Source organism: Pseudomonas sp. SID14000 (assembly GCF_002165135.1).
Lineage (GTDB): Bacteria > Pseudomonadota > Gammaproteobacteria > Pseudomonadales > Pseudomonadaceae > Aquipseudomonas.
The window spans coordinates 251,998-264,421 of record NZ_NFZQ01000006.1 but is presented as its reverse complement, the minus strand read 5'-3'; the positions used below and the strand labels follow the sequence as shown (position 1 = coordinate 264,421).

Genomic DNA, 12,424 nt, shown 5'->3' with positions numbered 1-12,424 from the left:
GGTTAACGGGTTACTGGCCGGTAAAACGGGGGGCGCGACGCTCCACCGAGGCTTGCAGCGCCTCGGCACCGTCCTGGCTGCGGCCGCACAACAGGCCGGCCTGGCGCTCGGCTTCCAGTTGCTCGGCCAGGGTGCGCAGGGCGCCGTCGCGGATCAGCCGCTTGGTCTGCGCGTAGGCGAAGGTCGGGCCATTGGCCAGGCGCCCGGCCAGCTCGGCGGCCACGGCGGGTAGTTGCTCGTCGGCGCAGACTTCGCTGACCAGCCCGGCCGCCAAGGCACGTTCGGCACCCCACGGTTCATCCAGGAACAACAGGCGCTTGGCCTGCTCGCTGCCGATCAGCCGTGGCAGGTGCCAGCTGGCACCGGCATCGGGGCTGTAGCCCATGCTGGTGTAGCCGGCCTTGAAGCGCGCCGAGGCCGCGGCGATGCGCAGGTCGCAGCACAGGCTGAGGTCCATGCCACCGCCCACGGCGGTGCCGTTGATGGCAGCGATGGTGGGCTTGTCGAGGCTGTGCAGGCGCAACATCAGCGCGTGGGCGGTTTCGGTCCAGCCGTAGCTTTCCAGGGTGCCCTGGGCCTCGGCCGCGGCCCATTCGGCCAGGTCGGCACCGGCGCAGAAGCTGCGGCCGCTGCCGGTCAGCACCACCACGCGCACGGCCGGGTCGCTGTTGCAGGTTTCCAGCAGGGCGTGCAGTTGCTTGAGGGTGGGGATGTCCAGCGCGTTGCGCTGCTCGGGGCGGTTGAGGGTGATCCAGGCAACGCCGGCTTCGACCTTGCTCAACAGTGACGACGACGGGGTGGTCATGGGGGGCCTCGGTGTTGTTGTGATGGTTTTTGGAGGGCTTGATGAGGGAGATACTAAACGAGTGTTCAACAAGGCGGGATAGGCTGTTACAACTTCGCACAACTCGGTTTTTGCTGTTACGCGGTGCTGTTTTGGCATGGCATTTTCGTTGCCTGGGAGATCGAGCGGCGCTTCGCGGGTATTCGCCTTGACACTTTCTGCGCCTGTGAGATCGAGCGCCGCGCGGGCGGCGCTCGATCTCACAGGCAATAAAAATGCTTCGACGAACACTTACAACCAACGACCCACAGCATCAAACCCCTGGCGCGCTCGGCTCGAAAGCCCCCTGCCGACGGCGGTTGACGAAGAAGTACGCCGCATAGCACAGGGCAATGAAGCCAAAGCCCCAGTACAACGACGGCCGCTGGGTTTCATCCAGCGCCAGGAACACGAACAGCGAACTGCACAGAGTGATGCACAGCAGCGGCACCAGCGGGTACAGCGGCGCCTTGTACTTCAAGTCCTGCAGTTGACCACCATCACGCAGGTAGGCCTTGCGGAAGCGGTACTGCGCCAGGGCGATGACGATCCAGGTCACGGTACCGGACATGCCGCTCACCGCCATCAGCACCATGAACAAGGTGTCGGCAGCAACGAAACTGGTCATCAGCGAGATCAGCGCAAAGCACAGGGTGATGCTCAGCGCCCGCAACGGCACGCCACGCTTGCTCAACGGCGACAGGCTTTTCGGCGCCATGCCGCTCTTGGACATGGCCCAGAGGATGCGCGTGGAGGCATACAGCCCGGAATTGCCCACCGAGAGGATGGCGGTAAGGATGACGAAGTTCATCAGGTCGGCGGCAAAAGGAATGCCGACCATGTCGAACACCTGCACGAACGGGCTTTCCATCAGCCCGGCCTGCTCGAACGGCACGATGGCCGAGAGCACGGCTATCGCCAGCACGTAGAAGATCAGCACGCGGAACACCACGTTGCGCACGGCCCGTGGGATGCTCTTTTCCGGGTGCTCGGTCTCGCCGGCCGCCACCCCCATGATTTCGCAGCCCTGGAAGGCATAGACCACGGTCATCATCACCGCGAACACCGCCGACAGGCCATGGGGGAACAGCGACTCGCCCACCAGGTTGTCCAGCATCGGTGCCGGCGCCCCGCTGCTCAGCGGGATGGCGCCGAAGATCACCAGCAGGCCGACGATGATGAAGCCGAGGATGGTCGCTACCTTGATCCCCGAGAACCAGTACTCCGCCTCACCGAAAGCACGGGTGGCCAGGGCGTTGAGGCCGAACAGCACAACCACGAACAGCGCCGACCAATACCAGATCGGCACCTCCGGGAACCAGCGGGTCATCAGCATGCCGGCGGCAGTGAACTCCAGGCCCACGGTGGTGGCCCAGCTCATCCAGTACACCCAGCCGATCATAAAGCCGGTGGCCGGGCCGATGAACTTGGTGGCGTGGGCCTGGAACGAGCCGGACACCGGCATCTGCACCGACAGCTCACCCAGGCAGACCATCACCAGGTACATCAGCAAACCCGCAACCAGGTAGGCCAGGATCGCGCCGACCGGCCCGCCCTGGTTGATGGTCACGCCCGAGCCCATGAACAGCCCGGTGCCGATCACCCCGCCCAGCGACAACATGAAGATGTGCCGGCTTTTCAGCGCGCGGGTGAGCTGGATCTTTTCGCGGTTGTCAGTCATGGCGCACCTCGCCTTTGCGGCCGGTGCCAGGCCACGCGGGGGTGCCGCGCGGTGTGTTGGGAAGGAGGGGCTGAGCGCTACGGCATGTCATTATTCTTGTCTCCAATAAGCCTCATGGACCGCGTGCAACACGGTTGCCATGGATTATTGGAAACGGATGTAAGGTGCCGTTGTACGAACGGATCGAAGATGTAAAAAGTCGTAAGTTTTTTGTACGTCAGCTCTGGATCAACTGTTCCAGGGTGACGCGGGCGTGGGCAAGCTCGGTGGCCAGCGGCTCGCAGAGTGCCTTCAATGCCTGTTCGTCATGCTGCCGGGCAGCGTCCTCGAGGCGTCGCAACAGCGCAGCCAGGCCAGAAAAACCCAGGGAATCGCAACTGCCGGCCAGCCGGTGGGCCAGGTGCAGCACTTCGGTGAAATCCTCGGCCGGCAGCGCCTCGGCCAACGCCGTGGCGTGCTGCTCCAGCGACTGGTGCAGCACCTTCAACAGGCCTTGCAGCTTCTGCTCACCCAGCAGCGAGCGGTGGGTGTCCAGCAATGACCAGTCCATTGTCGCGTCGACGCCAGCCACTTCAGCGGGCACCGCTTCGGCCAGCGCCTGGCGCAGGTTGTCCAGCCGCAGGGGCTTGGCCAGCACCCCCTGCATGCCGGCGTCCAGGTAACCCGGCACTTGCCCCGGTTGCACGCCGGCCGTCAGCGCCAGGACCCGGGTGTGGCGGTTCGGCCCGGGTGCGGCACGAATCTGCCGGCACAGTTCCACCCCGCTCATGCCGGGCAGGTGCACGTCGAGCAGGATCAAGTCGAAGCGCCGCTGTGCGCAGGCCTGCAGGGCCTGCCCGGCGTCTTCGGCAAAGCTCACTCGATGGCCATCGCGCAGCAGCAACCCGCCAGCCACCTCGCGGTTCAACGCCACGTCCTCGACCACCAGGATATCCAGGCTGGCCAGGAGCGAAGGGGCTGGTGAACTGGCCAGCACTGGCTGCCCGCGGGCCATGTCGAGCTCGAACCAGAAGCAACTGCCCTGCCCTTGCACGCTGTCCAGGCCAATGCAGCCCCCCAGCTTTTCCACCAGGTGCTTGCAGATCGCCAGGCCCAGGCCAGTGCCGCCGTAGCGCCGGGCCACCGCTTCGCTGGCCTGGACGAAGCGCTCGAAGACCCTGGCCTGCACAGCCGGCTCGATGCCGATGCCATTGTCACTGACCGACACCCGCACTCGCTGCGAGCCCTGGTCACTGGCCAGTACCTGCACCGCAAGCCGCACCTGGCCGTGTTCGGTGAACTTGATGGCATTGGCCAGCAGGTTGCTGAGCACCTGGCGCAGGTACTGTTCGGCACCGTGCTGGTATTCGGCCAATTGTTCGTCGATGTCCAACTGCAGGGTATCGCCGTTGTCCCTGGCCATGGGTTCGAGCAGCGCCAGCACTTCCTGGCACAACTGGCGTAGCGAAAAACCGACCTGCTCGGCGCGGCTCTCGCCCTCCTCGAGCCGGGCGAAATACAGCACTTCGTTGAGAATCGCCAACAGCCCCTCGCCGGCCTTGTACAAGGCCTCGACACGCTGACGGTCAGCCACCTCCAGCCGGCCGCCGCGCAGCAGCTCGGCCATGCCGAGAATGCCGTTGAGCGGAGTGCGCAGCTCATGGCTCATGGTCGCCAGGAAGCGCGACTTGGCCAGGTTGGCGGCCTCTGCCTCGTCCTTGGCCCGGGCCAGGCTGGCGGTGCGCCGCTCGACCATGGCCTGCAGTTCGTCGCGCTTGTCCTGCAGCGCCAGGCGGTCGCGCTCGCGGCGCTCGATGTCGCTGAGGATGGCGCGGCGCATGTCATCCAGGGCATTGGCGACGGTGTCGATTTCGTCCGGGCGCGTCGACGGGCGGCGCCCCAGGCGCAACGGTTCCTGCCACTGGCCGGCACCAATACGCCGGGCGAACTCGGCCATCACTTGCAGGTGGCGGGTGACCAGGCGGTAGAACAGCCCCGACAATGCCACCGCCAGGCCACACAGGAACACGCCCATCCACAGTAGGCTGGCAAGGCCCGTGGCATACAGCCGCCGGTGCACCGCGCCCAGGTCGATGCTCACTTCCAGCTCGCCCAGGTGCCTGACTGGCCCCGAGGGTGGCTGGTAATCGAGGGGGAAGCGTTCGATGCGCAGCGGCCCCTTGGGCTCGGCGGCGCCGCGCAGCAGCTGGAAATCGTCGCTGACCAGGCGCACCCGGGCGACATCGGAAAAGTCCACCAAACCGCGCAATTGTGTGTCCAGCTGTGCCTCGTCCAGGTCCCACAGGCTACGCTCCAGGCTGGCCAGGTAACCGGCGCGGATCAACGCCATGCGCGCCTCGATATCGCGCATCTCGCGGCGGTATTCGAAGTACAGCTGTACCGAGCTGGCGAGCACGGTGAAGCACAGGCTGAACAGCAGGATGAACAGCAGCAGGCGGCGCAGCAGGCCATCGGTGCGCAGGCGGATCATCGGGTGTCCGCCGGCAGGTTGACCATGTCACGGTAGGTCACTTCGCTCTGCTCCAGCCAGCGCTCGATCTCGCCGGCCTGACTCATGTGCAGCAGCTGCGCGTCGATTTCGTCCATATGCTGGCTCAAGGGCGATTGCCGTGAAATCGCAACGCGCAGGTAGTCCACGCTCAGGGCCGTGGGCAATACGCGAATGTCCTGCGCCCCGGGCAGGTTTTCGATGAACAGCTGGCCGGTGCGCCGCTCCTGGATCACGTAATCGATGCGCCCGCGGATCAGCTTGCCGAAGTTCTGCTGGCTGGACGACACCCGCTCGATGTTCTGGTGGCGGGCGACGAAGCGGTCAAAATCGGCGCCGTAGCTTTCGCCGTACAGCAGGCCGCCGCGGTAGCTGGCCAGGTCCTCCAGGCGCTGGAACCGCACCGGCCGCAGGCGGTTGTAGAACACCGCCACTTCCTCGCGCACCACCGGCACCGTGGAAAAGCGCATGCGCTGGTCACGCTGGTCGCTGTTGTAGGCCAGCACCACATCCACCCGGCCCGCGGCGGCGTCCATCAGGCAGCGCTTCCAGTTGCCCAGCACCACGGTCTGAACCTCGTAGCCCATGCGCGCGAACAGCTCTCGCACCACGGTGGGGGCCAGGCCACGCACCTGGTGGCCATCACTCCAGGAAATCGGCGGGTATACCGGGTAGTCGCAATAGCGCACCGGCTGTTTTGCACTGGCTTGCACGGCGAACACTGCCAAGGCCAGTACCCAGGCGCTGCGGGTCATGCCGCCACGCTGGCGGTGAACAGGTAGCCGGTGCCGTGGATGGTGATGATCAGTTGGGGCTCGGCCGGGTCATCGTGCAGCTTGCGCCGCAGGCGGCCGACCAGCACATCGATGGAACGGTCGTTGGGCACCCATTCGCGGTTGCGGATCTGGTCCATCAACTGGTCGCGGCTCAGGGTGTGGCCGCTGTTGCGCAGGAACACGTTGAGCAGCTGGAACTCGCCATGGGTCAGCAGGGTTTGCCCGCCACGGGCGTCGATCAGGCGCCGGCGGTCGGTGTCCAGCGCCCAGTCGGCGAACTGCTTCAGCGATTGCGCGCAGGCCGGCGCCGGATGTACTTCGCGGGCATGGCGCACGCGGCGGATCAGGTTCTTGGCGCGGGATACCAGCTCACGGGGATTGAGCGGTTTGATCACGTAGTCGTCGGCGCCGCATTCCAGGCCGACGATGCGGTCGATGTCATCGTTGCGGCCGGTGATGAGGATGATGCCGACCTCCGAACGCACCCGCAGCTCGCGGGTCAGGGTAAGGCCGTCCTTGCCGGGCAGGCGGATATCCAGCAGCACCAGGTCGACATCCTGGCTGCCGAGCAGCGCTTCGGCCTTTTCCGCGGTGTCGGCGCAGTGCACGTCATAGCCTTCCCGGGACAGATAGGCCTGCAGCAAGTCACGAATAAGCGGATCGTCATCGACGATCAATACCCGAGGCGTCATTGCGTGTCGTCTCTTTTTTTTATTGGTTTGTTCTACACACTCGCGACAGCAGCGTACTCGTTACTGAACAGGCGATCAACAGCCCTCCGGCGGGCTGAAGCGGCGCCGGCCACCGGCCTGCAGGCCGTCGACCCAGGCCTCGCAGATCAGCACGCCCTGCTCGGGGGTGAAGGTACCGGGGTTGAGCCCCGACTCCAGCCACAGGCCGTCGAGCAAGGCACTCAGGCTGATGGCTGCAAGGTCGGCATCGAAACCCTGCCAGCCCTCCTCTCCGGCCAGCGTGGCCAGCAGCCCGCTCAGTTCATTGCGGTATTCGCCATAGGAATGGTCATGCACCTGGTTGATCGCATCGGCGGTCTTCACCGCGCCCCAGAACGCCAGCCAGGCGTCGAGCAATTGCGGATCGAGCAGCTCGGCGCAGAACGAGGCGCGGAAAAACGCCGACAACCGCTCGCGGGCATTGGGCGCGGCCTGGGCCATGGCCTCACGCAGCAGGCCCATCACCCGGCCGGTGACAGCCATGTAGGCTTCGGCCACCAATTCGTCCTTGCCAGCGTAGTGATGGCTGATCAGCCCGACCGAAACCCCGGCCTCAGCCGAGATCTTGCGGATCGACGCCCCCTGGAAGCCATGGCGCTTGAGGCATACCAGGGTCGCCTCGACCAGGTTGGCTTTGCGCAATTCCGGCAGCATGCGGTGGTAGCGGGCTTCCTGGTTCATCGGCGGCTCTCGGGCTAGGGGCTGGACTGAACGACTGTACAACAAGCCGGACTGCGTGATAAACCCTTGCCACCCTTGCCCACAACAACAAAAACGGCTGCCATGAACGACCTGATCACACGTGACCTGGACCAGGGCCTGCTGACCCTGGCCTTCAACCGTCCCGACAAGCTCAATGCCTTGAACACAGCCATGTACCAACAGCTGGGCGACCTGCTGCTGGCGGCGGGTGAAGACCCTGATGTCGAAGCCATCATCATCACTGGTGGGCCGCACTGCTTTACCGCCGGCAATGACTTGCGCGACTTCCTCGACAACCCGCCCGGCGACCTCGATAGCCCAGTGTTCCGCCTGATGCGAGTGGTGATGGGCCTGGACAAACCGCTGATTGCCGCGGTCAGTGGCGCAGCGATCGGTATTGGTGCCACCTTGCTGTTGCATTGTGACCAGGTGCTGGTCAGCCGTACCACCAGGCTGCGCATCCCTTTCGCGCCATTGGGCGTGTGCCCGGAGTTTGGTTCCAGCCTGCTGCTGCCGCGTCTGCTTGGCCATGCCCGGGCGGCTCGCTTGCTGCTGGCAAACGAGTTGCTTGATGGCGAACAGATGGTGGCCTGGGGGCTGGCCAATGAACTGCATGAGGATGGCGAACAGTGCCTGGCCGCAGCCCGCAAGCTGGCGCGGCAGCTGCAAGGCTACCCGCAGGCGGCGCTGCGTATCAGCAAGCGGCTGCTCAAGGACGGCCAACGGGCCGAGCTGGAGGCGACAGTAACGCGGGAAAGCCGGTTGTTCATCGAGTGCCTGCGCACTGAAGAAACGCGGGCGGTGCTGCGGGGATTGATCAAGGACTGACTGGGTTGACGCTGTCTCTTGTGGGAGCGCGTCATGGATGGGCTATGAGGTGCTAGTAGCCGGTCATCTCCAGATAACCACGCCCACCCGCACTCCCGGTCAAGCGCACCGGCCCCTCCCAATACGGGAACCGCGTCTCCATCCAGGCCTGCGACTCCACAGCCTCGACCTGCACATCCACGCCATGCCCCGGCACCTGCACCCGCCATCGCGTCGGCACCTGCTTGCCGTTCTTCTGCCGGGCCCAGGCCAGCGCCTGCAGCTGGATCTGCGCCCCCAGCAGCGCCACCACCTCACCCTGCGGGCCAACCCAGGTCCCGGCGCGATACGCCTCTCCCTGCACCTCGCGCACCTGGAACAGCATCAGCCGGGCGCCACTGTCCAGGTGCAGGGAAAACCAGTCCCACCCCGTCTGCCCGGCAGCCAGCGGCTGGCTGCTCCATTCCCGGTCCAGCCAGGCCTGGCCGGTAACAGCGATGCACTGGCCGTCACGCTGCACTTCCCCACGCACGCCATAAAACGGCTGACTGTAATAGTGCGAAGCCTGCCCTTTGCCAGACTTCTCGCTGTAGCCCTGATCCCCGTGCAGCACCAGCGGCCGATCACCGTGCAATTGCAAGTCATAGCCAAAGCCTTCACCACCGGCGACCATGTGCAGATGCTCGATGCCGCTGCTGCCCTGCAACGACCAGTCATTGATCCACGCCCGGAACGGCTGGGCCTGCACGCCAGCCTGGCCGATACCCCCACGCGCCAAGGTTTCGCCAGACTGATGACCACCGGGACCGGTCAGCGCCGCGTGCCCCATCCACAGGTTCGGGCTGTTCCAGCCGGCAGTCTCGGGGCCTGGACGCAGGGCCGAGCGAAACAGCGTCCACTGCGCGCCCCAGTCCCGCCCTCGGACGTCCTGGAGGTTGGCGGTGACATACCACCATTCGATGCGAAAGCCATCGTGGGCACCGTGGTCACGCGGAAACTCCAGGCGATGCCCGCGGCTTACCTGGCTGAACTCACCCGCCTGCTGCCCGAGCCCGGCATAGCTTTGCTCGGCGGGCTGATCACAGCCGCCCAGCAACCCCCACAGCAACAGCCAGGCGCTACGTTTCATCGGCAAACGGCCTCAACAGTTCGCGTGGCTGGCGACGCGCCAGCTGCCACAGTGGCCAGGCGCTGGCCACGAGGCTGGTAAGCATGCCCAGCACGGCCAGTTGCAGCAGTTGCGCAGGGAACACGTAGAGCGGCAAACGCCAGCCGAATGCCTGCACGTTCACCACCGCGACCAGGCACCAGGCCAGCAGGATACCCAGCGGGATCGCCAGCAGCACGGTAAGGCTGCTCAGCAACAGTGTCTGCCCAAGGCTTAACCAGACCAACTGCGTGCGTCGCACGCCCAGCGCCCACAGCGGCGCCAACTGGCCCAGGCGAGTCTGGCCCAGGGTCAGCAAGTTGATGAACAGCGCCACGCCAGCCACGCCAAGGGTAAGGCTGTTGAGCGCAGCGGTGGCGGCGAAGGTGCGGTTGAACACATCGGTAGACCAGCGCTTGAGACGTGCCTGCTCGACCACGCGGCTGTCATCCAGGGCAAAGCGCTGTTGCAATGCGGCCTTGAGCGCCGACACCTGCCCGGCCGCCAGATCGACACTCAACCCGGTCAGGGTTGCCTGTGGCCAGTGCCCGCGCAGCCAGCCGGCATTGACCAGTACGTGCCCTTTGGGGTTGCCGTAATCGGCGTAGATCCCCACAACGGTCAAGGCAGGCGAAGTGTCTGCCGCCAGTCTCAGGCGATCGCCCAGTTGCAGTTTCAGTCGCCTGGCCAGCTGTTCACTGAGCATCACCGCCTGGCCACTGGCCAATTGCTGCCAGGCCTGCTTTTGCTGCGCCAACAATGGCCAGCGTGTGCGATAGACAGGATGATCGACGATGCCCTGGACCTGCACTGGCCAGCCCTGCAGCTGCGTTTCCACACGCCAGCCGGGTAATACCATACCAACTGAAGGTTGCTGCCTGAGCCACTCGGCTAGCTGCAAGCCCTGGGCGGTGTCCCTTGGGATGACATACAGGTCGGCGGACAGGCGCAGGTCAAGCCAGCCGACAAAGGTCTTGCGAAAGCCCTCGGTCATGCTGCCCACGCCGACACTGGCGGCCAGCGCCAGCAACAGTGCCATCAACGCCAGGCTCAGGGCTGGCAGTTGCTGGCGACTGTCGGCGATGAACCATTGCGACAAAGGCCGCCGGCAATGGCGCGCCAGCCAGACCAGCCCCCGGTCGAGCAAGGCCGGCAGCAGTAACGCCGCCGCCAGCAGCAAGCCTGCCAGCAGGCCGAACGCGCTGGGCAGGCTGTCGCCCAGCACGCCACAGCCCAAGGCCAACAACAGCAACAGGCCGGCCACCAGAGCCTGACGCCGCAACCACGGCCCCTGCGCCAACCGCCACGCCTGAGGTTGCGCCAGCGCCAGCAACGGTAACCGCGCCGCACGCAATACGCTGCCCAAACCCGCCAGCAGTGCCCCCAGTACGCTCACCAGTACACCCATCAGCCACCACCCAGCGGGCAGGCTCAGCGTCCCGGCGACCTGGGCGCCATACAGGCCGCGCAAGCTGGCGGCCACATCGGGCAACAACCACGCGGCTAGCCCGTAACCACTGGCCACGCCAGCCAGACCGCCCAACACCGCGAACAGGCCAAGTTCCAGCACCAAGGCACACAACAGGGTATGCAAGCCGATGCCACAGGCGCGCAGGTTGCGAATCAGGCCGCGCCGCTGCTCCAGTGCCAAGCCGATTGCAGCATGGGCGATGAACAGGCCGACGACGAACGCCAGCAGGCCGAGGGCGGTCAGGTTGAGGTGAAAACTGTCGGTCAGCCGCTGCAGACCGCCATCGTCCTGTTCGGGTTGCAGCTCAAGGAAAGACGCGATATCCGCGGGCAACGGCCCCGGCGCGGCAGCTACCAGCAAGCGCGAAAGCTGCCCGGGGGCGTGCAGCAATGTCTGGGCGTGGCCGATATCGACCACGATCACCCCCGGTGCCAGCGCTGGCTGCAAAACCAACGGCGGCAGCTGCTGCCCTTCGCTGTCGCGTGGCGACGCCCCCGGGGCTGCACTCAGCTGACGCAAAGTGTCTGGCCCAACCCAGGCTTGCCCGGGCATGCCAATGAAGGCCCGCAGATCGAACGTTCGAGGCTGTACACCGGCGATGCTGCTGGTCGGCGGCAAGCTCAATGGCTCGATGCCGATCAACCGCACGCTGCGCGCCGGCTCACCGGGCAAGCGCAAGCGCCCTTCCAGTACCGGCGTCACCGCCCAGCCCAACCTGCGCAATTGCACGTAAAGCGTCTGATCGAAGCGCTCGCCATGGCGCGGTACCAGTTGCGCCTGCAGCGGCCCGGCCAGCACCGCGCTGGCCCGGGCATAGTCGCTACGTGCCTGGCTGTTCAGCGCCTGCACACCGGTCCACAACGCCGTGGCCAGCCACAGGCCGGTGAAGATGCTGAAAAACTGCACGCGATGTCGCCGCCAGTGGCTTAGCAGCGCCAACAAAGCCAGCGCCAGGAGTTTCATCAGCCCTGCTCAGGCCGCACGCGGCCGGCCTGCAGGTAACAACGCTGCTGCAGGCGCGCCGCCAGCCGGGGGCTGTGGGTCACCATCAACACACCACTGCCAGCCTCGGTGACCAGCTGCAGCAGCAGGCTCAACACCTCGTCGCTGCTGGCTTCGTCGAGGCTGCCGGTGGGTTCGTCGGCCAGCAACCAAGCCGGGCGACCGGCCAGGGCGCGGCCAATGGCGACCCGCTGTTGCTGGCCGCCAGACAGTTGCTCCGGGTAACGCGCCAGCAAATCCGCCAAACCCAGGCGCTGCGACAGATAGGCCAGCCAAAGGGGATCATGCCGACCGGCCAACCGGGCCTGGAACGCAAGGTTTGCCCCCACGTCCAGGCTGCTGATCAGGTTGTACTGCTGGAACACCAGGCCAATGCCCTCCCGCCGCCACAGCGCCAGCGACGCCTCGGAACGGCTGTCGAGCGGGGCGTCGTCGATCAGGATGCGGCCACTGTCGGCTCGGTCCAGGCCGGCCACCAGGTGCAGCAACGTGCTCTTGCCGCTGCCCGACTCGCCCATCAGCGCCAGGCTGCTGCCGCGTGCCAGGCGCAGGTCGACGCCCTGCAGCACCGGAAGCGGGCCTTGGGGGGTGGGGAATGATTTGTGGAGGTTTTCGATGACCAGCATCGACGGGCCTTGGTGGGTTCAAGTGTCTTCTTAGGAATAGCAGGTTCATGGCGACATGGGCGTGCTCATGGACTCAACTTGCATCGTTCCATCAACAAGTTCCATCACCACTCCGCCGCCATGAACAAATCTTCATTTTGCTGGCAAGCGCCCTGATCACGGGGCACACA

General features: G+C 65.5%; 10 protein-coding genes. 1 reads left to right on the top strand and 9 read right to left on the bottom strand.

Annotation, left to right across the window (positions count from 1 at the left end):
* Window positions 1–10: 10 nt before the first annotated feature.
* The 6 genes from CAY82_RS11485 to CAY82_RS11460 all read right to left on the bottom strand — a co-directional run bounded on the left by CAY82_RS11485 (window position 11) and on the right by CAY82_RS11460 (window position 7,180).
* Complete coding sequence (locus CAY82_RS11485; RefSeq protein ID WP_087501300.1) at window positions 11–805, bottom strand: enoyl-CoA hydratase/isomerase family protein; 795 nt, start codon at window positions 803–805, stop codon at window positions 11–13.
* A 292-nt stretch (window positions 806–1,097) separates the two neighbouring features.
* Window positions 1,098–2,504: an amino acid permease gene (locus tag CAY82_RS11480; protein WP_087501299.1), complete on the bottom strand. Its 1,407-nt coding sequence runs from the start codon at window positions 2,502–2,504 to the stop codon at window positions 1,098–1,100.
* Window positions 2,505–2,721: 217 nt separating this feature from the next.
* Window positions 2,722–4,974 (bottom strand): ATP-binding protein, encoded by a 2,253-nt coding sequence (locus CAY82_RS11475; RefSeq protein WP_087501298.1) that lies wholly within the window; start codon window positions 4,972–4,974, stop codon window positions 2,722–2,724.
* Window positions 4,971–5,747 carry an ABC transporter substrate-binding protein gene (locus tag CAY82_RS11470; protein ID WP_087501297.1) on the bottom strand — a complete coding sequence of 259 codons (777 nt, stop codon included), beginning with the start codon at window positions 5,745–5,747 and terminating at the stop codon, window positions 4,971–4,973. Before CAY82_RS11470 ends, CAY82_RS11475 begins: the two co-directional genes overlap by 4 nt.
* Entirely contained in the window at window positions 5,744–6,460 is a 717-nt protein-coding gene (locus tag CAY82_RS11465; protein ID WP_087501296.1) for a response regulator, read from the bottom strand. Before CAY82_RS11465 ends, CAY82_RS11470 begins: the two co-directional genes overlap by 4 nt.
* Before the next feature lie 75 nt (window positions 6,461–6,535).
* Window positions 6,536–7,180 (bottom strand): TetR family transcriptional regulator C-terminal domain-containing protein, encoded by a 645-nt coding sequence (locus tag CAY82_RS11460; protein WP_061551687.1) that lies wholly within the window; start codon window positions 7,178–7,180, stop codon window positions 6,536–6,538.
* 102 nt (window positions 7,181–7,282) lie between these two features.
* On the opposite strand from CAY82_RS11460, the gene CAY82_RS11455 reads away from it, so the two are divergent.
* Window positions 7,283–8,029: an enoyl-CoA hydratase gene (locus CAY82_RS11455; protein ID WP_087501295.1), complete on the top strand. Its 747-nt coding sequence runs from the start codon at window positions 7,283–7,285 to the stop codon at window positions 8,027–8,029.
* Between the two features lie 52 nt (window positions 8,030–8,081).
* Here CAY82_RS11455 and CAY82_RS11450 read toward each other — a convergent pair whose 3' ends face one another.
* Genes CAY82_RS11450 through CAY82_RS11440 form a run of 3 tightly spaced genes read right to left on the bottom strand, consistent with a single transcriptional unit; the run spans window position 8,082 to window position 12,254 of the window.
* Complete coding sequence (locus CAY82_RS11450) at window positions 8,082–9,137, bottom strand: lipocalin-like domain-containing protein (RefSeq protein ID WP_087501294.1); 1,056 nt, start codon at window positions 9,135–9,137, stop codon at window positions 8,082–8,084.
* On the bottom strand, window positions 9,127–11,589 hold the full coding sequence (locus CAY82_RS11445) for an ABC transporter permease (protein ID WP_087501293.1): 2,463 nt from the start codon (window positions 11,587–11,589) through the stop codon (window positions 9,127–9,129). The genes CAY82_RS11450 and CAY82_RS11445 overlap by 11 nt, the downstream gene beginning before the upstream one ends.
* Window positions 11,589–12,254 carry an ABC transporter ATP-binding protein gene (locus tag CAY82_RS11440; protein WP_087501292.1) on the bottom strand — a complete coding sequence of 222 codons (666 nt, stop codon included), beginning with the start codon at window positions 12,252–12,254 and terminating at the stop codon, window positions 11,589–11,591. Before CAY82_RS11440 ends, CAY82_RS11445 begins: the two co-directional genes overlap by 1 nt.
* Window positions 12,255–12,424: the final 170 nt, after the last annotated feature.